The organism is Kitasatospora sp. NPDC086791, from assembly GCF_040685975.1.
Lineage (GTDB): Bacteria > Actinomycetota > Actinomycetes > Streptomycetales > Streptomycetaceae > Kitasatospora.
Genome location: NZ_JBFBOC010000043.1, coordinates 25,488 through 46,220, shown reverse-complemented (window position 1 = coordinate 46,220; position 20,733 = coordinate 25,488). Strand labels below are relative to the sequence as shown.

Annotated in this window: 12 protein-coding genes and 1 pseudogene; 2 read left to right on the top strand and 11 right to left on the bottom strand. The window is 73.9% G+C overall.

Features of this window, described 5'->3' with window-relative positions; translation table 11 throughout:
* Positions 1-117 (top strand): annotated as a pseudogene (locus tag AB0Q99_RS31835) (ATP-binding protein); the annotation flags it as partial.
* Between the two features lie 76 nt (positions 118-193).
* Here AB0Q99_RS31835 and cimA read toward each other — a convergent pair.
* The 4 genes from cimA to AB0Q99_RS31815 all read right to left on the bottom strand — a co-directional run bounded on the left by cimA (position 194) and on the right by AB0Q99_RS31815 (position 5,209).
* Complete coding sequence (gene cimA / locus AB0Q99_RS31830; RefSeq protein ID WP_363577305.1) at positions 194-1,798, bottom strand: citramalate synthase; 1,605 nt, start codon at positions 1,796-1,798, stop codon at positions 194-196.
* 389 nt (positions 1,799-2,187) lie between these two features.
* A complete protein-coding gene (locus AB0Q99_RS31825) occupies positions 2,188-3,300 on the bottom strand; it encodes a branched-chain amino acid aminotransferase (protein ID WP_363577303.1) in 1,113 nt (370 codons plus the stop codon).
* Positions 3,301-3,545: 245 nt separating this feature from the next.
* On the bottom strand, positions 3,546-4,583 hold the full coding sequence (locus tag AB0Q99_RS31820; RefSeq protein WP_363577301.1) for a 3-isopropylmalate dehydrogenase: 1,038 nt from the start codon (positions 4,581-4,583) through the stop codon (positions 3,546-3,548).
* Positions 4,584-4,642: 59 nt separating this feature from the next.
* On the bottom strand, positions 4,643-5,209 hold the full coding sequence (locus AB0Q99_RS31815) for a Uma2 family endonuclease (protein WP_363577299.1): 567 nt from the start codon (positions 5,207-5,209) through the stop codon (positions 4,643-4,645).
* Positions 5,210-5,367: 158 nt separating this feature from the next.
* Here AB0Q99_RS31815 and AB0Q99_RS31810 point away from each other — a divergent pair, with 158 nt between their 5' ends.
* A complete protein-coding gene (locus AB0Q99_RS31810) occupies positions 5,368-7,854 on the top strand; it encodes a YfhO family protein (protein WP_363577297.1) in 2,487 nt (828 codons plus the stop codon).
* A gap of 74 nt (positions 7,855-7,928) precedes the next feature.
* Here AB0Q99_RS31810 and AB0Q99_RS31805 read toward each other — a convergent pair whose 3' ends face one another.
* The 7 genes from AB0Q99_RS31805 to AB0Q99_RS31775 all read right to left on the bottom strand — a co-directional run bounded on the left by AB0Q99_RS31805 (position 7,929) and on the right by AB0Q99_RS31775 (position 20,652).
* Entirely contained in the window at positions 7,929-11,285 is a 3,357-nt protein-coding gene (locus tag AB0Q99_RS31805; protein ID WP_363577295.1) for a S8 family serine peptidase, read from the bottom strand.
* A gap of 264 nt (positions 11,286-11,549) precedes the next feature.
* Entirely contained in the window at positions 11,550-11,711 is a 162-nt protein-coding gene (locus tag AB0Q99_RS31800; RefSeq protein WP_363577293.1) for a hypothetical protein, read from the bottom strand.
* 346 nt (positions 11,712-12,057) lie between these two features.
* Positions 12,058-13,644, bottom strand: coding sequence for a phosphoglycerate dehydrogenase (gene serA / locus AB0Q99_RS31795; protein ID WP_363577313.1), 1,587 nt, complete (start codon positions 13,642-13,644; stop codon positions 12,058-12,060).
* A gap of 243 nt (positions 13,645-13,887) precedes the next feature.
* Positions 13,888-14,886, bottom strand: a complete 999-nt coding sequence (gene ilvC / locus AB0Q99_RS31790; protein ID WP_363577291.1) for a ketol-acid reductoisomerase — start codon at positions 14,884-14,886, stop codon at positions 13,888-13,890.
* A 121-nt stretch (positions 14,887-15,007) separates the two neighbouring features.
* Positions 15,008-15,532, bottom strand: a complete 525-nt coding sequence (ilvN, locus tag AB0Q99_RS31785) for an acetolactate synthase small subunit (RefSeq protein WP_363577289.1) — start codon at positions 15,530-15,532, stop codon at positions 15,008-15,010.
* Between the two features lie 32 nt (positions 15,533-15,564).
* Positions 15,565-17,418, bottom strand: a complete 1,854-nt coding sequence (locus tag AB0Q99_RS31780) for an acetolactate synthase large subunit (RefSeq protein ID WP_363577287.1) — start codon at positions 17,416-17,418, stop codon at positions 15,565-15,567.
* 327 nt (positions 17,419-17,745) lie between these two features.
* Positions 17,746-20,652, bottom strand: coding sequence for an EAL domain-containing protein (locus AB0Q99_RS31775; RefSeq protein WP_363577311.1), 2,907 nt, complete (start codon positions 20,650-20,652; stop codon positions 17,746-17,748).
* Positions 20,653-20,733 lie beyond the last annotated feature (81 nt).

Here is a 20,733-nt window from a genome sequence, read left to right as displayed (position 1 = left end):
GCCCTCCAACTCAGCGCCGACACCCCCGTCGTCACCCTCGACGCCCGACGCCGCGACAGCGCCAAGAGCGCCCTCATCACCCTCGTCGAACACGCCCTCCTCGCCCGACTGCGGTGACCCAGGCGCCCGTGACCCGTCGGACCTCACCCGAAGTCCGACGGGTCGTCGCCGTGCCCCCGGCCGGGTGCCCGGTCTACTCGGTGGGCTCCAGCCCGGCACGGATCAGGCCGTAGGTGTACGCGTCCTCCAGCGCCAGCCAGGAGGCGGCGACCACGTTGTCCGCGACGCCGACGGTGGACCAGGTGGACGTGCCGTCGGTGGACTCGATCAGCACCCGGGTCTTGGACCCGGTGCCGTGCTGGCCCTCCAGGATGCGGACCTTGTAGTCCACCAGCTCGAAGGTGGCCAGCGGCGGGTAGATGCCCTCCAGCGCGGTGCGCAGCGCCTGGTCCAGCGCGTTCACCGGGCCGTTGCCCTCGCCGACGGCCGTGCGGCGCTCGCCCTTGGCCCAGAGCTTGACGGTCGCCTCGTTGCCGGAGACCCCCTGCGGGCCCTGCTCGCTGATGGTCCGCCAGGACTCCAGGGTGTAGAAGCGGTCCCGGCTGCCGCGCACCTCGTCGCGCAGCAGCAGCTCGAAGGAGGCGTCGGCGGACTCGTAGGTGTAGCCGAGGTTCTCCTGCTCCTTCACCTTGGCGACCACCCGGCCGGCCAGGTCCCGGTCCGTGGACAGGTCGTAGCCGAGCTCCTTGCCCTTGAGCTCGACGGAGGCCCGGCCGGCCATGTCGGAGACCAGCATCCGCATGGTGTTGCCGACCCGCTCGGGGTCGATGTGCTGGTACAGGTCCGGGTCGACCTTGATCGCGGAGGCGTGCAGGCCCGCCTTGTGGGCGAAGGCCGAGTAGCCGACGTACGGCTGGTGGGTGGAGGGGGTCAGGTTGACCAGCTCGGCGATCGCGTGCGAGATCCGGGTCATCTCGGCCAGCCGGCCCGCGGGCAGCACCCGGCGGTCGTACTTGATCTCCAGCGCGCCGACCACCGGGAACAGGTTGGCGTTGCCGACCCGCTCGCCGTAGCCGTTGGCCGTGCACTGGACGTGGGTCGCGCCGGCGTCCACCGCGGCCAGGGTGTTGGCGACCGCGCAGCCGGTGTCGTCCTGGGCGTGGATGCCGAGCCGGGCGCCGGTCGTGGCCAGGACGTCGGCGACGATCTCCCGGACGCCGGCCGGCAGCATCCCGCCGTTGGTGTCGCAGAGCACCACCACGTCCGCGCCGGCCTCGTGCGCGGTGCGGACCACGGCGAGGGCGTACTCCCGGTTCGCCCGGTAGCCGTCGAAGAAGTGCTCGCAGTCGATGAACACCCGGCGGCCCCGCGAGCGCAGGAACTCCACGCTGTCCCGGACCATCTCCAGGTTCTCGTCCAGGGTGGTGCGCAGCGCCAGCTCCACGTGCCGGTCGTGCGACTTGGCGACCAGGGTGATCACGGGGGCGCCCGAGCCGACCAGCGCGGCCAGCTGCGGGTCGTCCGCGGCCCGGCCGCCGGCCCGGCGGGTGGCGCCGAAGGCGACCAGCTGCGCGTGCTCCAGCTCAAGCTCGGCGGCGGCGCGGGCGAAGAACTCGGTGTCGCGCGGGTTGGCCCCGGGCCAGCCGCCCTCGATGAAGCCGACCCCGAACTCGTCCAGGTGCCGGGCGATGGCCAGCTTGTCCGCCACCGTCAGGTTGATGCCCTCGCGCTGGGCGCCGTCGCGCAGCGTGGTGTCGAACACGTGGAAACTGTCGTCGGTACGGCTGACCTCGGTCATGACCCCTGGTTCTCCGTTCGGGGAGGTTCGTACTGCTCTGGCCGGATGGGTGGTCCCGGCTCCACTGTCCAGGATCTCGCGCGCGGCCCCGGTGTCCCCGGGCCCTTCGTGGGGGCCCTCGGCCGGTCCGGGTGGCGGTGCTCGACGGGGCGGTGCCCGACAAAGCAAAAGACCCCTCGCGGGTGCGAGAGGTCTGCGCGCGGGTCTGGACGCTCGTGGTCGCTCCGCATCGGGTCCTGCGGGAGCGGTCACTGCGGACCGGCGCGCCTGCTGCTAATGATCAGCGAAAGCGAGGACACCCTCGCAGTCTGGCACAGCTCCCGGGATCCGGCCCGCCCGTCTCGCGATGCGAAACGCGGCAGGCCGGAGCGGGTGCGGGCGTCCCGGAATCAGACGATCTTGTGCAGCCAGCCGTGGGTGTCGGGGGTCTGGCCGCCCTGGATCGACAGCAGCGCCTTGCGCAGCTCCATGGTGACCGGGCCCGGCTCGCCGGTGCCGACGGTCCAGTCGGCGGCGGCGGACTTCACCGAGCCGACCGGGGTGATGACGGCGGCGGTACCGCAGGCGAAGACCTCGGTGAGGGTGCCGTCGGCGTTGGCCTGCTGCCACTCGTCGGTGGAGATCTTCCGCTCCTCGACGGCGTAGCCGAGGTCGGCGGCGAGCCGGAGCAGCGAGTCTCGGGTGATGCCGGGCAGCAGGGCGCCGGACAGCTCCGGGGTGACGATCTTCGCGTCCGCACCCTCGCCGAAGACGAAGTACAGGTTCATGCCGCCCATCTCCTCGACCCACCGGTGCTCGGCCGCGTCGAGCCAGACGACCTGGTCGCAGCCCTTCTCGGCGGCCTGGGCCTGGGCGACCAGCGAGGCGGCGTAGTTGCCCGCGCACTTGGCGGCGCCGGTGCCGCCGGGCGCGGCCCGGACGTACTCCTTGGACAGCCAGACCGAGACCGGCTTGATGCCGCCCTGGAAGTAGGCGCCGGCCGGCGAGGCGATGATCATGAAAAGGTAGGAGTTGGCCGGACGGACACCCAGACCGACCTCGGTGGCGAACATGAACGGGCGCAGGTAGAGGCTCTGCTCCGGCTCGTTCGGGACCCACTCCTGCTCCTGCCGGACCAGCAGCTCCACGGCCTCGACGAAGGTCTCGACCGGCAGCTCCGGCATCGCCAGGCGGCGGGCCGAGGCCTGGAAGCGGGCGGCGTTGGCCTCCGGGCGGAAGGTGGCGATGGAACCGTCGGCCTGGCGGTAGGCCTTCAGGCCCTCGAAGATCGCCTGGCCGTAGTGCAGGGTCATGTTCGCCGGGTCGATCTCCAGCGGCGCGTACGGCGCCAGCTGGGCGTCGTGCCAGCCCACGCCCTCGGTCCAGCGGACGGTGACCATGTGGTCGGTGAAGACCCGGCCGAAGCCGGGGTTGGTCAGCCGGGCCTCGCGCTCCGCTGCGGGCAGCGGGTGGGCGGAGGGCTTGAGGTCGAACGTGATGGGCGCCTGGGTGGGCGTGCTCATGGCTGTTTCCTTCACCGTGGGGTTGGTCCGGGCCCCACCGCCGCGGAGACGCCCCGGCGATCGAACGCCGGAACGAACGCACAGCGGCACGGCCCACTGTCGATACTCGCATCCAGAGGGCCGTGCCGAACAGCCGCCGACTCCTTTGAGAGCTGCAAGCTGCGGTTATGCGGTCCGGCCCACCTGGCCGGAAACCTTGTCGGATCCGGCCCGCTAGCCGGAACCCCGATCTCGGATCCGGCCCGCTAGCCGGATACTCGACCGGCGAGCGCGTCGCCGACCCGGGAGGTGCTGCGGGTGCCGGAGCGCTCGGCCAGGTCCGCCGCGACGGCGGCCTCGACCCGGGCGGCCTCGGCGGCGAAGCCGAGGTGCTCCAGCAGCATGGCGACCGACAGCACGGTGGCGGTCGGGTCGGCCTTGCCCTGGCCGGCGATGTCCGGCGCCGAGCCGTGCACCGGCTCGAACATGGACGGGAACTCGCCGCTCGGGTTGATGTTGCCGCTCGCGGCCAGGCCGATCCCGCCGGTGACGGCCGCGGCCAGGTCGGTGAGGATGTCGCCGAACAGGTTGTCGGTGACGATCACGTCGAAGCGCTCGGGCTGGGTGACGAAGAAGATGGTCGCCGCGTCGACGTGCAGGTAGTCGGTGGTGACCTCGGGGAACTCCGCGCCGACCTCGGCGAAGATCCGCGTCCACAGGTGCCCGGCGTGCACCAGCACGTTGTTCTTGTGCACCAGGGTGAGCTTCTTGCGCGGCCGCGCCTGGGCCCGGCGGTAGGCGTCGCGCACCACGCGCTCGATGCCGTACGCGGTGTTCAGGCTGACCTCGGTGGCCACCTCCTGCGGCGTCCCGGTGCGCAGCGTGCCGCCGTTGCCGACGTACGGGCCCTCGGTGCCCTCGCGGACGACCACGAAGTCGATGTCCGGCTCGCCGGCCAGCGGGGACTTCACCCCGGGGAAGAGGCGGCCCGGACGCAGGTTGATGTGGTGGTCGAAGGCGAACCGCAGCTTGAGCAGCAGCCCGCGCTCCAGCACGCCCGACGGCACGCTCGGGTCGCCGATGGCGCCCAGCAGGATCGCGTCGTGCGACTTCAGCTCGGCCAGCACGTCGTCCGGCAGCGTCTCCCCCGTCCGGTGGTAACGCCGGGCCCCGAGGTCGTACTCGGTGGTCTCCAGCTTCACATCGGCGGGAAGCACGGCACCCAGGACCTTGAGGCCTTCGGCCACCACTTCCTGGCCGATGCCATCACCCGGGACAACTGCGAGACGAATGGTGCGAGACATGCTCGGACCCTACTCCGCCGTCCCAGGGGCTGACACCTGGCGTCCACCATCCGGACGGATCAGCTCAGGTCGATCTCGACCGGGAACGGCCGGTCGACCTTCAACTGCTTGTGGTAGATCCCGGTGATGACATAGGCAGGAGTCGCCGGGTCCAACTCGTACACGTGGACGATCGGTTTCCCGTCGTCATCACTCTCGACCCGCCAGAAGTGCTTGATGCCCGCCGCCGCGTACTTGCGCGGTTTGGCGCCCCGGTCACGCTCCTCGGATTCCTCGGACACGACCTCGACGGCCAGCAACACGTCCACCGCCTCGCAGAAGGTCTGCTTCGGGCCGGTGACCCCCCGCTCGTCGACGACGAGCAGATCGGGCTCGGGCCGATTGCGCCGGTCCAGCCTGACCGTCATCTCCCGCCAGACCTGCCATCCCGTCGGCGCGGCATCTTCCAGCGCCCGCTCCAGCCTGCGGAGCGTACGCATGTGGAACGTGGTCTGTGGACTCACGAAGATCAGGCTCCCGTCGATCAGCTCGGTGTGCGGCGGGAGATCGGGCAGCCGGTCGAGATCCTCTGCGGTGTAGCCACCAGCAGGAGGCCGGATCCAGTCGGGGTACGGCGCGATGCTCATGGTTCCTCCCATACGGGGATCCTGACGGCCTTCCCAGGCTACTCGGCAAGGCCGTCCGGGACGCCACTCCTTCGAAGGAGCGCGTACGCCGCGTCCCGCGCCGGGGGCGCGCTTAGGGTGGCGAGGTCCGGGGTCCACTGGCAGAACGGGGCGCGTCGGTGAGGGACGAGCGGCGGCGGGAGGTGCTGGTCTGCGGGGGTGCGGCCGGGCTGGCGACCGGCGGGTACGCGCTGGCGGCGGGCCTGCGCGGGCAGTGGCCGACCGGCGCGGACGCGATCGCGGTGCCGTACCACGCCCACCTGTGGGACCTGCTGCACGGGCGGACCACCGGGGACCTGCTGTTCAACTGGAACAGCGGCTACGGCGTCCCGTTCCTGGCGGACTTCTTCGCCTACCTGATGAACCCGTTCTCCTGGCTCACCGCGCTCCTCCCCCGCGACCGGGGCGAGTTCGCCGTCCTCCTGGTCACCCTCGCCACCATCGGCCTCGGCACCGCGCTGATGGCCCGCCTGCTCGGCCGCCTCCACTCCGGACCGGGCCCGCTGCGGGCGCTCGCCGCCGTCGGGTACGGGCTGTGCGCCTGGGTACTGGACGTCGGCGGAGCCGCGCCGATGTGGCTCTGGGGCCTGGTCTCACTGCCGCTGCTCGGCCTCGCCGCCGACTGGTGCCTGCACGAGCGGCGCTGGGTGGCCGGGACCCTGTGCGTCGCCCTGGCCTGGGCGGGCAACCTGTACACCGCCGCGCTGGCCACCCTGGCCGCCGGACTCCTCTTCGCCGTCCGGCTGTTCGCCACCGCGCGGCCGCTGCGCCAACGGGTCCGGGCCACCGGCCGGGCCGTCACCATGGCCACCACCGGGGTGCTGCTGGCCTCCCCGGTGCTGTTCGTCGCGGTCCGGGCCGCGCGGAACGCCCAGCCCGAGTCCCCGGTCGAGCCGCTCGGCCCGTCCGGCCTCGGCGGGCACCTCGCCCAGCTGCTGCCCGCCACCCACGGCGGGCTGGGGCTGCCGGACGCGGCGATCGGCCTGCTCGGACTGCTGCTGGTGTGCGGGCTGCCGTTCAACCGGCGGGTACGGCCGCGGGTGCGGGCGGCCTGGTGCGCGGCGCTGGCGCTGGTGGGGCTCGGCTTCGTCTGGACCCCGACCCTCCTGGTCTGGCACGGCCTGGCCATCCCGGCCGGCGGGCCGTACCGGGTCGCCTTCGTGCTCAGCGGGCTGCTGGTGCTGGCCGGCTGGGTGTCGCTGGCGCACCGGCCGGACCCGCTGACCCTGCTCGCCGGCGCCGCCGTGGTCGCGGTGATCGCCGGGCTGGCGGCGGGCCTGTACTCGGTCCGCCCCGCGACCTGGGTGCTGCTGACCGCCGGCGGCACGGTGCTGGTCGCCGCGCTGTGGGTCCTGGACCGCCGGCACACCGACCGCCGGGCGACCACCGTCGCCACCTGGGTGATCGGCGGCGTGGTGCTCGGCAACGCCGTCTGGTCCGGGTACGCGGCGCTCGGCACGACACCCTCCGGCAGCGTCTCCCCGGCGGCCGTACGGGCCGGGCACGCGGCGGTCCGCGCGGCCGAGGACTGGCCGCTGGGCCGCAGCGACCCCGGCCCGCACGCCTTCACCCCCAACGACCCGCTGCTGCTCGGCGGCCAGGGCGGCGGCTACTTCAGCGGCTACCTGCCGACCGTCGCCGCGCTGCTGCCGCACGACCTCGGCGCGGGCTGGACGGCCGGCGGGCGGCAGACCGAGAGCGTCACCGACCCGGTCGGGCAGGCGCTGTTCGCCGTCCGCGCCCATCTGGACGACGGCCCGCCGCCGTACGGCTTCACCCCCGTCCGGGCCGCCGCGCCACCGCCGGTGACGGTGCTGCCGCCGGGCACCCGGCCGGACACCACCTCGGTCTGGTCCCGGCAGGAGTCGCTGCTCGGCAGCCGGGTGTACGACGCCCCGCTGCCCGTTCCGGCCGGCGGTCCGGCGCCCACCCTGCACGGCACCAGCGGCTGGTCGGTGCCGCCCGGCGACGAGGGCACCGTCCTCACCGCCGCCTGCGCGCCCGGCTCGACGGCCTTCTTCCACGGCCTCTGGTACCGGGGCACGGTCAGCGGCCTCGGCACCGGCTACCGCAGCGACGGCGAGCAGCCCACCACGGCCGTGGCGATCCACCTCCTGGGGACCGTCCCGGCGGACGGGGTGGTCCGGGTGACGCTGCGGTCCGACGCCGTCAGCCAGGTCCCGGCCCGCCCGATCGGCTGCCTGCGGACCGGCGCCCTGGACGCCGCCCTCGCCCGGCTCACCGCCACCGGCGCCACCCGGGTCGAGGCCGGCGGGCACACCCTGGCGGCGGCCCTCCCGGCGGGCTCCACGGGCACCGCGCTGCTCTCCGTCCCGGCCACCGAGGGCTGGACCTGCGCCGTCGACGGCGGCCCGCCGGCCGTCCCCACCCCGGTCCTGGGGATGATCGGCGTCCCGCTCGGGCCCGGCGCCTCCCGGATCGCCTGCTCCTTCCGCCCGCCCGGCCTCACCGAGGGGCTCACCGTCGCCTCCGCCACCGCCGGCGCCCTCGCCCTGGTCGCGGTCTTCAGCCGGCTCACCCGCCGTCCGACCCGCACCCCCCGCCGCGAACGGCGCGCGGCCGCGGGCGCGGACGCGGACGTGTAGCGCGTCCCCGGACGCACCGGGGGCGGCCCACCGACCGGTGTCGGCGGGCCGCCCCTGGTGACCGGATCCCCGGGTCAGGGCAGGGTCAGCACCTCGGCCCGCCGCGCGCCCCGGTTGAGGTGGTGCAGCAGCAGGAGCCCGGCGCCGTCGCCCGCCGTGCGGTGCACGGCGAGGAGGGCGCCCGGGCCGACCGGCGCCATCACCGCCGGGGGCCCGGTGAGACCGACCCGGGCCGCGAGGGCCGGGCGCAGGACGTCCACCGGGACGATCGGCCGGGTACCGCGCAGGCCGACGGCGGCGAAGGCCTCCGCCGGATCCGGCGTGCCGGAGCCGGCGACGCCGGTCCAGACGCCGTAGCGGACGGTGCTGTGACCGGGGCCGATGCCGGGCAGGGCGCTCAGCCGGACGGGCAGCAGCAGCACGTCGCCGTCCAGCAGCGCGGTGTCGGTGTCACCCCAGCGGGCGTTGAGCGGCTGGACGTCGAGTTCGGCCCCGGTGCGGGCGTCGAGGGCCCGGGAGACCAGGACGTCGCTGCCGCGCAGCCGGTCGGCCTTGAGGATGACGTCGGTGCTGCCGTCCCCGTCGGTGTCCAGCCCGACCCGCACGCCGTACAGCCCGACCGGGGTGGCCGCGGGGGCCCACAACTGCGCGCCCACGTACAGCCGTTCGGTGTCGACGGCGGCGCCGACCGCCCGCAGGTTCGCGGCCCGTTCGCCGGGGTGCTCGACGCAGACCTCCTGCCCGGGATCGGTGCCCTCCCCGGCGCCGTCCGGCCGGATGCCCGACCCCGGCCCGACGGCGGCGCCGCTGCCGGGCGGGCAGTCGGCCCAGCGGGCCCCCTCGCCGCCGAGCGCGAGGGCGGTGACCAGTCCCGGCGTCGCGCCCGGCGCCGCGCTGCCGCCGAGCGTGACGAGGTCGCCGTCCCGCGCGGTGCGGACGGCGGCCGTCACCGCGAGGTCGCCGGCCGGCCGCGGGGCGGCGAGCACCGGGACCCGCAGCTGCGGCAGGGCGCCGTCCGCGACCGGGGTCAGCAGCACCCGCCCGGAGAGTTCGCCGCGGTAGCTGCGCGCCTCGCCGCCCTGCACGGTGTCGATGGTCGGGTCGGGCGCCCGGCCCAGCGTCCCGGGGACGGCGAGCGTCACCCGCACCCGCGCGGTGCCGCCCGCCGGGACGTCGACCCTGGCCGGGGCCACCTCGAACGAGGCGCCGGGCAGCTCGGTGGCCGCCGCGTAGCCGGTGCGGTACGCCAGCGGCCGGTCCGCGTGGTTGCGGACCTCGATCTCCCGGGTGAGCGCGGTCGGCCCGCCGACCTCGACCGGCCCGAACGAGACGCCGACGCCGCCCTCCTCGGCGCCCTCCCCCGCCGCGTAGGCGACGACCGGCGTGCGGACCGCCTGGTCGACCCGGACCCGCCCGGCCCCGGTGCGCTCGGGACCGTAGACCGGCCCGCCGTGGTCGTCACCGACGTAGGTGTCCGTGGTGGTGTTCATCAACGCGGCCTTGACCTGCTCGACCGGCCAGTCCGGGTGCGCGGCCCGGACCAGCGCGGCGAGCCCGGCGACGTGCGGGCTCGCCATCGAGGTGCCGCTCTCGCGCTGGCCGGCCGTGCCGCTGCCGACCAGCGCGGACCAGATGCTCTCGCCGGGCGCCGCCAGGTCGGGCTTGACCACGCCGGGCACGCCGATGCCGCGCGAGGTGAAGTCGGTGAGGGTGTCGGCCCGGGCCGGCTGGTCCTGCCCGACCGAGCCGTGCAGCGGGTTTCCGGGGGCGGCGAGCCGGACCCGCACCGGCCCGGCGGCCGCGGCCCGCCGCAGGCGCTCGCCGTCGGCGCGGGCCAGCAGGGCGGCCGGGATGCGGTCGTCGCCGGCGATCTCGGCGAGGTGGTCGGTGTCGGCGGCGTACAGCGCGCCGATCGCGCCCGCGTCGGCGGCGTGGTCGGCCCGCGGGCCGGAGTTGCAGGCCCGGTCGGCGTCCCTGGTCTTCCAGGCGAGCAGCGCGATCTTCCCGGCCAGCCGCTGCCGGTCGGCCTCGTCGAAGGCCGCGCAGCCGTCCGACTGGTCGGCGGGCAGGGCGAGTTCGCCGCTCACCTCGGAGCCGGCCCAGCCCTGGTAGCGCTCGCTCCAGTGCGCCGGGACGACCCCGGCCAGGGCGGCGGGGTCGAGCACGGTGATGCCGTCCACGTCGGCGTGCCCGTGGACGGAGGCGGCGACGGTGATCGCCCGGGCGGCGGTGCCGGGGCTGCCGCCGATGCCGTAGACGTCGCCCTCGTTGCCCGCGGCGGCGACCACGACGGTGCCCAGCGCGGCGAGCCGGTCGACGGCCAGCGCGTCGGTGTCGTCGGCGCTGCCGAAGCGGCTGCCGAGCGAGAGGTTGACGACGTCCAGCCGGTCGCCCAGGTCGCCGTCGCCGTTCGGGTCGGCGGCCAGGTCGAGGGCCTCGGTGAGCCGGTCGGTGGAGCCGTCGCAGCCGAACACCCGGATCGCGTACAGCTGGGCGCCGGGTGCGGCGCCGGGGCCGACCCTGAACGCGGCCGGGTCGAGCCCGGGCCCGTACGGACCGGTGTACGGCCGGCCGTCGGCGGTGACGCCGTACCCGGCGGCGGTGCCGGCGACGTGGGTGCCGTGCCCGTTGCGCACGCAGTCGAGCGGGTTGTCGCCGGGGTGCGGCACCGGCTGGTGGTGCGGGGAGGCCGGGTCCGGGTCGTAGTCGTCGCCGACCAGGTCCCGGCCGCCGACCACCTTGGCGTTGGGGAACAGCGCGGGCGGCGCGGGCTTGCCGCGCTCGACCGAGCGGAAGGCCTCCTCGGTGCCGGGACCGCCGAAGTCGGCGTGGGTGTAGTCGATGCCGCTGTCGATGATCCCGATCCGCACGCCCTGCCCGGTGTCGCCGGCGAGCGCGGCCGCACCGGCCCAGACCTGCGGGGCGCCGGTCAGCGGGACGGAGTGGGCGTTGTCGCGCCGCTTGTCGACGATCGGGTGGACGGCCCGGACGCCGGGCAGCGCCCGCAGCGCGGGCAGCCGGTCGGCGGGCGCGCTGACCGCGAGGCCGGTGAGCAGGGTGCGGGTGCGGTAGAGCTCGCGGGTGGCGGGTGCGGCCCGGTGGACGGCCCCGGCGAGCCGGTCGAGCGCGTCCCCGGCCAGGGCCCGCTGGGCGGCGCCGGCCCGCGCGGCCTCCCGGCGGACGGCCTCCGGGGAGCGCTGCTCCCGTCGGGCCCCGTCGGCGGCGCGCCGCCAGGCGGGGCCGGCCGCCTCGGTGCCGAGTTCGAGCAGGACGGAGGCCGTTCGGCCGGCCCCCGGCGGTCCCGCGGTCGGTGGCCCCGCGGTCGGTGGGCCGCCCGCCGCCGGAGTGGCGGCGAGGACGGCGCTCCCGGCCAGCAGGGTCAGGGTGAGGCCGATCCGGACGAAGGGTCGGCGGACGGTTGGCAGACGCACTGGGCCCTCTCCCCCGGCCGGGGGGACTGATCCGCACTCCGTGTCGCTGACGCCCGCCCGCGCGGCCGTCGATCACCCTTCCGGGGGCCCCAAATTAGGATGATCGCGCCGGGCCGGACGAGCAACTTCCCTCGAACGGAACGGGGTTGCACTCTACGGAGTGACATGTCGTCAGCCCGTTCGGCCCAGTAGGCCGATGAACGCCACCGGTTCGGGCGGCCCGGCACCGGCCGCTCGGTGATGACCGGCGGTGCTCGGCGGCGCTCAGTGGTGGCCGGTCACGCCGCCGTTGTCCCGGCGGTCCAGCGAGCGCTGCAGGGCCGCGGCCGCGAACGGGTTCCGCTCGGCCGCCCGGCGGCGGCGCGGGGCGCGGACGGGGGTGGCGGCGGGGGCGGAGGTGGCGTGGCGGTCGGCGGTGGGAGGCATACCGGTGCTCCTTGGAAACGGCGCTGCCGGGGCGAGCGCGAGGGTGTGGGAGACGCAGGCGCCGCGCGTCCCGGGAAGGGTGGCGGTGGCGGCGGGAGGGAACGCGCGGAGCAGGGGTCACCTGCCCGTGGGGGCGCACGCGCACACGGGCCGCGCGCCCTGGCTACAGGGGCGGCACACCGTATGGCTCTTCCACGGTACGACCCCACCCCGGCCGTGTCTGCACGAATACTTGGATTTCCTACTATCTGAGACGGGGGTCACCCGGGAGCACGCAGCAGGGCCCGGACCACCGGTCGAACGGTGGTCCGGGCCCTGCTGGGGAGACCGGTCGGGGGCCGGAGGATCAGCCCAGGTCGACCGAGCGCGCGAAGCGGGCGCCGATCTCGGCGGCGATCACCGACAGCACCTCCTGCGGGATCTCGCTGTCCACGGTGATGGAGGCCAGCGCGCCGCCGCCGTCCCGGGCGACCTGCATGCCGGCGATGTTGATGCCGGCGTCGCCGAGGTGGCGGCCGAGCACGCCGACCACGCCGGGGCGGTCCTCGTACTTGAAGAAGGCCATGTGGTCGGTGAGCGCCACGTCCACGTCGAAGGCGTCCACGCCGACGATCTTCTGGGTCTGCTTGGGGCCGGCCAGCGTGCCGGAGATGGCGATCTCCTCGCCGTTCGCGAGGGTGCCGCGCACGGTGATCACGTTGCGGTGCTCGGGGCTCTCGCTGGAGGTGGTCAGGCGGACCTCGACGCCGCGCTCCTGGGCGAACAGCGGGGCGTTGACGTAGGACACCGTCTCCGCCACCACGTCCTCGAACACGCCCTTCAGCGCGGACAGTTCGAGCACCTTCACGTCGTGCTGGGTGATCTCGCCGCGGACCTCGACGTCGAGCCGGACGGCCACCTCGCCGGCCAGCGCGGTGAAGATCCGGCCGAGCTTCTCGGCCAGCGGCAGGCCCGGGCGGACGTCCTCGGCGATCACGCCGCCCTGGACGTTCACGGCGTCCGGTACCAGCTCGCCGGCGAGCGCGAGGCGCACCGACCGGGCGACCGCGATGCCCGCCTTCTCCTGCGCCTCGTCGGTGGAGGCGCCCAGGTGCGGGGTGGCGACCACGTTGTCGAAGGCGAACAGCGGGGAGTCGGTGCACGGCTCCTTGGCGTACACGTCCAGGCCCGCGCCGGCCACCCGGCCCTCGCGCAGCGCGCTCGCGAGCGCCTCCTCGTCCACGATGCCGCCGCGGGCGGCGTTCACGATGCGCACGGTCGGCTTGACCTTGTGCAGCGCCTCGTCGCCGATCAGGCCGATGGTCTCGGGGGTCTTGGGGAGGTGGACGGTGATGAAGTCCGAGACCTCCAGCAGCTCCTCCAGGGTGACCAGCTTGACGCCCATCTGCGCGGCGCGGGCGGCCTGGATGTAGGGGTCGTACGCGACGATCTTCATCCCGAACGCGGACATCCGCTGGGCGACCAGGACGCCGATCCGGCCGAGGCCGACGACGCCGAGGGTCTTCTCGCTCAGCTCGACGCCGGTGTACTTGTTGCGCTTCCACTCGCCCTGCTTGAGCGCGGCGTTGGCCGGCGCGATGTTGCGGGCGACGGAGATCAGCAGGCCGCAGGCGAGCTCGGCGGCGGTGACGATGTTGGAGGTCGGAGCGTTGACGACCATCACACCGGCCTTGGTGGCGGCGGCGACGTCCACGTTGTCCAGACCGACACCGGCCCGGGCGACCACCTTGAGCTTGCGGGCGGCGGCCAGCGCCTCGGCGTCGACCTTGGTGGCCGAGCGGATCAGGATCGCGTCGACGTCGGCGATCGCGGTGAGCAGCTCGGTGCGGTCGGCGCCGTTGCAGTGCCGGATCTCGAAGTCGGGGCCGAGGGCGTCGACGGTGGCGGGCGACAGCTCTTCGGCGATCAGAACGACGGCGGTCTTGGATGTCACAGTGCTCACGACAGTGTGTCCTTAACTCTGCGGTTCCCCCGGCACGTAGGTGGCGTGGAAGGGCGGGGGAAGGTGGCATGCCGCGTAGGTAGACGCACGACGCTGTGGGCCTGACGCGCACTCGGAGTGTATCGACGGGCTGGGTGCCAGGCTGCTCCCGTCCGGCGAAATCACCCGGACGAGAGCAGCCTACTTGTACAAGCGAGTTACAAAATCGAGCCGTTCAGGACGGCTCGTCGAGGATCAGGCCTTCTCGTTGACCCAGCTCATCAGCGAACGCAGCTTCTTGCCGGTGGTCTCCAGCAGGTGGTCCTCGTCGGCCTTCTTGTACTCGTTGTACTTGGGCAGGCCCGCCTTGTACTCCGCGATCCAGGTGTTGGCGAAGGTGCCGTCCTGGATCTCGGCGAGGACCTTCTTCATCTCGGCCTTGGTGTCGGCGGTGATGATCCGCGGGCCGGTGACGTAGTCGCCCCACTCGGCGGTCTCGGAGACCGACCAGCGCATCTTCTCCAGGCCGCCCTCGTACATCAGGTCGACGATGAGCTTCAGCTCGTGCAGGCACTCGAAGTAGGCGATCTCCGGCTGGTAGCCGGCCTCGACCAGGGTCTCGAACCCGGCCTTCACCAGGGCGGCGGTGCCACCGCAGAGGACGGCCTGCTCACCGAACAGGTCGGTCTCGGTCTCCTCGGTGAAGGTGGTCTTGATGACGCCGGCCTTGGTGGCGCCCAGGCCCTTGGCGTACGACAGCGCCAGGGCGAAGGCCTGGCCCGAGGCGTCCTGCTCGACGGCGACGATCGCCGGGACGCCGCGGCCCTCCTCGTACTGGCGGCGGACCAGGTGGCCCGGGCCCTTCGGGGCGACCATGCAGACGTCGACGTCCGCCGGGGGCTTGATGAAGCCGAAGCGGATGTTCAGGCCGTGGCCGAAGAACAGGGCGTCGCCGGCCTTCAGGTGCGGGGCGATGTCCGCCTCGTAGACGTCGGCCTGGATCGGGTCCGGGACCAGGATCATGATGACGTCGGCCTCGGCCGCGGCCTCGGCCGGGGTGACGACGCGCAGGCCGGCCTCCTCCGCCTTGGCACGGGACTTGGACTCCGGCTTCAGGCCGACCCGGACGTCGGCGCCGGAGTCGCGCAGGGACAGCGCATGGGCGTGGCCCTGGCTGCCGTAGCCGATGACCGCGACCTTGCGGCCCTGGATGATGGACAGGTCGGCGTCGTCTTCGTAGAACAGCTCGGCCACGGGGGCACATCTCCTTGCATCATGGTGCCGGGGTTCGCGGTATTCACCGTATTCGGTCCCGGCGGTTGTGGGGTCTTCGCTTCAGGGTTTGAGACGGGACGGGTCGCCGTCCCGCACCGTCCTACGCGCTGCGGTCCAGGGCGCGCAGCGACCGGTCCGTGATGGAACGGGCGCCGCGGCCGATGGCGACCAGGCCGGACTGGACCAGCTCCTTGATGCCGTAAGGCTCCAGCATCCGGAGCATGGCCTCCAGCTTGTCCGAACTGCCGGTGGCCTCGATGGTCACCGCTTCGGGCGACACGTCGACGGTCTTGGCACGGAAGAGCTGGACGATCTCGACGATCTGCGACCGGGTCTCGTTGTCGGCGCGGACCTTCACCAGGACCAGTTCCCGCTGGATCGCAGCGGTCTGGTCGAGTTCGACGATCTTTATCACGTTCACGAGCTTGTTGAGCTGCTTGGTGACCTGTTCCAGCGGGAGGTCCTCGACGTTGACCACGATCGTCATCCGGGACACGTCCGGGTGCTCGGTCGGGCCGACGGCGAGGGAGTCGATGTTGAAGCCCCGCCGGGAGAACAGGGAGGCGATGCGGGCGAGCACGCCGGGCTTGTTCTCGACCAGGACGGAGAGGGTGTGCTTGGACATGTGGTTCCTCAGTCGTTCCGGTAGGGGCGGGATCAGTCGGAGTCGTCGCCGAAGTCGGGGCGGACGCCCTTGGCGAACTGGATCTCGTCGTTGCTGGTCCCGGCCGCGACCATCGGCCAGACCATGGCGTCCTGGTGGACGATGAAGTCGATGACGACCGGGCGGTCGTTGATCTCCATCGCCTGCTTGATGACCGCGTCGAGGTCCTCGGGGCGCTCGCAGCGCAGGCCCACGCAGCCCATCGCCTCGGCCAGCAGGACGAAGTCGGGGATCCGGGTGCCCTGGGCCGGCGGCTCGATGCCGTCGTGGCCCGGGCCGGCGTGCAGCACGGTGTTGGAGTAGCGCTGGTTGTAGAACAGCGTCTGCCACTGCCGGACCATGCCCAGCGAGCCGTTGTTGATGACCGCGACCTTGATCGGGATGTCGTTCAGGGCGCAGGTGACCAGCTCCTGGTTGGTCATCTGGAAGCAGCCGTCGCCGTCGATCGCCCAGACCGGGGTCTGCGGGCGGCCGGCCTTGGCGCCCATCGCCGCGGGGACGGCGTAGCCCATGGTCCCGGCGCCGCCGGAGTTCAGCCAGGTGCCGGGCTTCTCGAACCGGATGAACTGCGAGCTCCACATCTGGTGCTGGCCCACGCCCGCGGCGTAGATCGCCTCGGGGCCGACCAGCCGGCCGATCCGCTCGATGACCTGCTGCGGCGAGAGCTCGCCGTTCGGGGCCGGCTCGTAGCCGATCGGGTAGGTCTTCTTCCACTCGTCGAGCTTCTCCCACCACTCGGCGTAGTCGCCCTTGTGGCCGGCGTCGAACTCGGCCTGGACGGCGACGATCAGATCGGCGAGCACCTCGCGGGCGTCGCCGACGATCGGCACGTCCGCCGGGCGGTTCTTGCCGATCTCGGCCGGGTCGATGTCGGCGTGGACGATCTTGGCGTACGGGGCGAAGCCGTCCAGCTTGCCGGTGACGCGGTCGTCGAAGCGGGCACCGAGGGTGAACAGCAGGTCGGCCTTCTGCAGGGCGGTGACGGCCGGGACGGAGCCGTGCATGCCGGGCATGCCCAGGTGCTGCGGGTGGCTGTCCGGGAAGGCGCCGAGCGCCATCAGGGTGGTGACCACCGGGGCGCCGGTCAGCTCGGCGAGGATCCGCAGCTCGGCGGTGGCCTGCGCCTTGATCACGCCGCCGCCGACGTACAGCACCGGGCGCTTCGCGCCGACCAGCATCTTCGCGGCCTCGCGGATCTGCTTGGCGTGCGGCTTGGTGACCGGACGGTAGCCGGGCAGGGCGGCCTCGACCGGCCAGCGGAAGGTGGTGGTCGCCTGCAGCGCGTCCTTGGCGATGTCGACCAGGACCGGGCCGGGGCGGCCGGTGGCGGCGATGTGGAAGGCCTCGGCGATCACCCGGGGGATCTCGGCCGGGTCGGTGACCAGGTAGTTGTGCTTGGTGATCGGCATCGTGATGCCGCAGATGTCCGCCTCCTGGAAGGCGTCGGTGCCGATCGCCTTGGAGGAGACCTGGCCGGTGATCGCGACGATCGGGACCGAGTCCATGTAGGCGTCGGCGATCGGGGTGACCAGGTTGGTCGCACCCGGGCCCGAGGTGGCCATGCAGACCCCGACCCGGCCGGTGGCCTGGGCGTACCCGGTGGCGGCGTGGCCGGCGCCCTGCTCGTGGCGGACCAGGATGTGGCGCACCTTGGCGGAGTCCATCAGCGGGTCGTACGCGGGAAGGATGGCCCCGCCCGGGATCCCGAAGACGGTGTCCGCGCCCACGGCCTCCAGGGAGCGGATGAGCGACTGGGCGCCGGTCATGGTCTCGACGACGTGCTGGGGAGCGGGAGCGTTGGCGGCCGGGTTGTCCCCGCGGCGGGGGGATGCGGCGTGCTCGGTCATCTGCCTGTCTCTTCTCGGGTTTTGCCGACCCGGCTGCGGGCCCCGGTGCTGCGAGGGTGGGGTCCCGGTCCGGGTCGATCGCCGGCTCTGCCTCAATCGTCCCGCGCGGTCCGACGAGGCGGACGTCTCGGGCGGCCGAGGCCAGGGGTCTTGCGGGGTGGAACAGCGTCAGTGCAACAAAAAACCCCTCGTGCCCAAGGGCATGCGAGGGGTGGCGCGTCGGTCTGTCACGAGCAGGGCGTGCGAGCCCTGTCAGCCGACGCGCCCGCCAAGTACGAGAATTCGGGTGCGCATGGCAACGACCATCCTCCCGTCCGGGGTGGCGTGTCAAGCAGGTGGGACGACCGTCTCGCCATGCGGACCCCCGGTCGGACCGCCGACGGCCCGGTGTTCGGGCAGGTCAGAGCCGCAGTGGTGAGGTACGACACGTCCCGGCGCGGCCTCCGTCCGGCCACTCGTCCGGGTGTCGGCGGCCGGAAAACCGCGCCGGGCGGGGAGCGAGCCCAGCGGCTTCGGCACCGGGTAACCGCGGCGGGCCAGCGCGCGGCGCAGCCGGGGTTCGTCCAGCGGCGGGGCGAAGGCCGAGCCCTGGGCCCGCCCGCAGCCCAGCTCCTGCAGCACGGCGACCTGGCGGGGCAGGTCCACCCCCTCGGCGGCGGTGGCCATCCCGAGGTCACGGCCGAGCCGCAGGGCGTGCCCGGCGAGCGTGCGGGCGAGCGAGGACTCGCCGAGGTCCTGGACCAGCGTGCGGTCCAGCTTGAGGCCGTCCAGGGGCAGCCGGGCCAGGGCGCCGAGCGAGCCGCTGCCGGCTCCGTAGCCGGCCAGCCAGGTGGGGACGCCGAGCCGGCGCAGCGCGGCCAGCCGGCGGCCGAGTTCGTCGGCGAGCGAGTCCGGTCCCATCCGGGACACCTCGATCACCAGCTCGCCGGGCCCCAGCCCGCTGTCGCGCAGCGCGGCGGCCACCGCCTCGTACAGGCCGGGCGAGCAGAGCCGCTCGGCGCAGAGCCGGACGGCCACCGGGACGGGCTCCGACGCGCCCTGGCCCCGGCCGGGCCGGCCGCGCCGGGCGGCGGCGGCGGTGGCCGCCTCGTGGACCAGCCAGCGGGAGAACCGGGCGGCCGCGTCACCGTGCTCCGTGGAGCGCAGGAACTCGGCCGGGGTGAGCAGCAGGCCGCCCGCCGAGCGCCAGCGGGGCTGCGCCTCGACGCCGGTCACCGTGCCGTCGGCGAGGTCCACCACGGGCTGGTGGACCAGGGTGAAGCCACCCTCCCGGACGGCGAGTCTGAGCCGTTCGTCCAGTTCGGTGCGGCGCTCCAGGTCGGCCCGCATGGCGGGGGTGTAGAGCACCACCCGGCCCTTGCCCTCGGACTTCGCCCGGTACATCGCGAGGTCGGCGTTGCGCATCAGCTCGTCGGCGGCGGTCCTGGGGTCGGCGGCGGGGCCGCGTTCGGGGGTGCCGAAGGCGATGCCGATGCTGGCGGCGACGCCGAGTTCGGCGCCGCCGATCCAGTAGGGCTCGGAGAGCGCGACGCGCAGCCGGTCGGCCAGCTCGTGGACCTGGAGGCGGCCGAGCGGGCCGCAGACCAGCGCGGCGAACTCGTCGCCGCCGAACCGGGCGACGGTGTCCCCGCAGCGGACGGCGCCCTGCAGCCGGCGGGCGGCCTGCACCAGCAGCTCGTCGCCGACCTGGTGCCCGGCGGAGTCGTTGACCGCCTTGAAGCCGTCCAGGTCGAGGAAGAGCACGGCGATCCCGGCGCCGGTCCCGCCCTGCTGGCCGCGGGCGCCGAGGGCGGCCCGCAGCCGCTGGGCGAACAGCGCCCGGTTGGGCAGGTCGGTGAGCGGGTCGTGGAACGCGTTGTGCTGCAACTGGGCCTGGAGCATGACGCGTTCGGTGACGTCCCGGCTGTTGAGCAGCAGCCCGTCGCGGTGCCGGCTGACCGTGGACTCGACGTGCAGCCACTCGCCGCCGCCGGAGCTGATCCGGCACTCGACCCGGGCGGAGGGCTCGGCGGTGCCCGGGGTGCGGTGGGTGGTGAGCCGGACCCGCGCGAGGTAGCGGCGGACCTCGGAGAGCACCCGGTCCACGTCCTCGGCGTGGACCAGGTCCAGCAGGTTGCCGCCGACCAGCTCCTCCGGGTCCCGGCCGTACACGCCGAGCGCGGCCGGGGAGACGTAGGAGAGCACGCCGTTGGCGCCGGCGATCATGATGACGTCGCTGGAGCCCTGCACCAGGGAGCGGAAGTGCGCCTCCTTGTGGGCGAGTTCCTGGGCCAGCGACAGGTTGTCGAGCAGCATCACGCCTTGCCTGAGGATCAGTGCCAGCCCGACGGTGCACGCGGCCGCGGCCACCACGCGGTCCAGCGCGCGCCCGCCGAGGGCGTTGTAGAGGATGCCGGCCGTGCAGACCGCGGCGGCGGCGTACGGGGTGAGCGCGCTGAAGGTGGTGGCCACCCGGCGGCGCGGCAGGCCGCCGGCCGAGGGGTGCTCGCGCAGCGGGCGGCGCCAGCACGGCGACCACGGCGCCCAGGCCAGCAGCAGGCTGCCGGAGAACCAGCCGGCGTCCAGCAGTTCACCGGAGTGGTAGCTGCTGCGCAGCCCGGGGGTGGTGAACAGGGCGTCGCACAGTACGGTGACGGCGAGCGCCAGCATCGCGGTGTGCACCGCAGCCCGGTTGCCGTCCCGGCCGCCGAAGCGCAGCCCGACCACCAGGCTGACCAGCAGGATGTCCAGCACCGGGTAGCCCAGGTTGAGCGCCAGCCGCAGCGGGGAGCCGTCCTCGCCGGCCGCGATCCGGCCGAGCGCCAGGCTCCAGCTGAGGGTGAACAGCGAGCCGGCGATCAGCCAGCCGTCGAGCAGCAGGCAGAGCCAGCCGGCCGCGGAGCGCGGGCGCTGGGCGAGCACCAGGACGCCGGTGATGGCGAGCGGGGCGAACAGCAGGAAGGCGTAGTCGGCGAGCGAGTCCCGGGGCGGCAGGGTGCGCACGACCAGCTCGTACCAGCCCCAGGTGCCGTTGCCGAAGGCGACCATGAGCGAGGAGAGGCCGAACAGCAGCCAGGCCGGGCGGGCGTGCCCGCCGACCGTGCAGCCGTGCACCAGGCAGGACAGCGAGGCCGCGAGGGCCGCTGCGGCCAGTCCGAAGTCCCCCATGAAGATGGAGAGTTGTGGCGATCCCCAGCCTGCGGCGGCGCCGGTGGCGTAGGCCAGGCAGAGCACCCCCAGGACGATTCCGGGCAGCGCGCGGCCCTCCGGGAGCCGGCGCAGCGGGCCGCGCCCGACGGGGGCGGGCGCGGTGTCGACAGCGGACGCGTCGGCGGG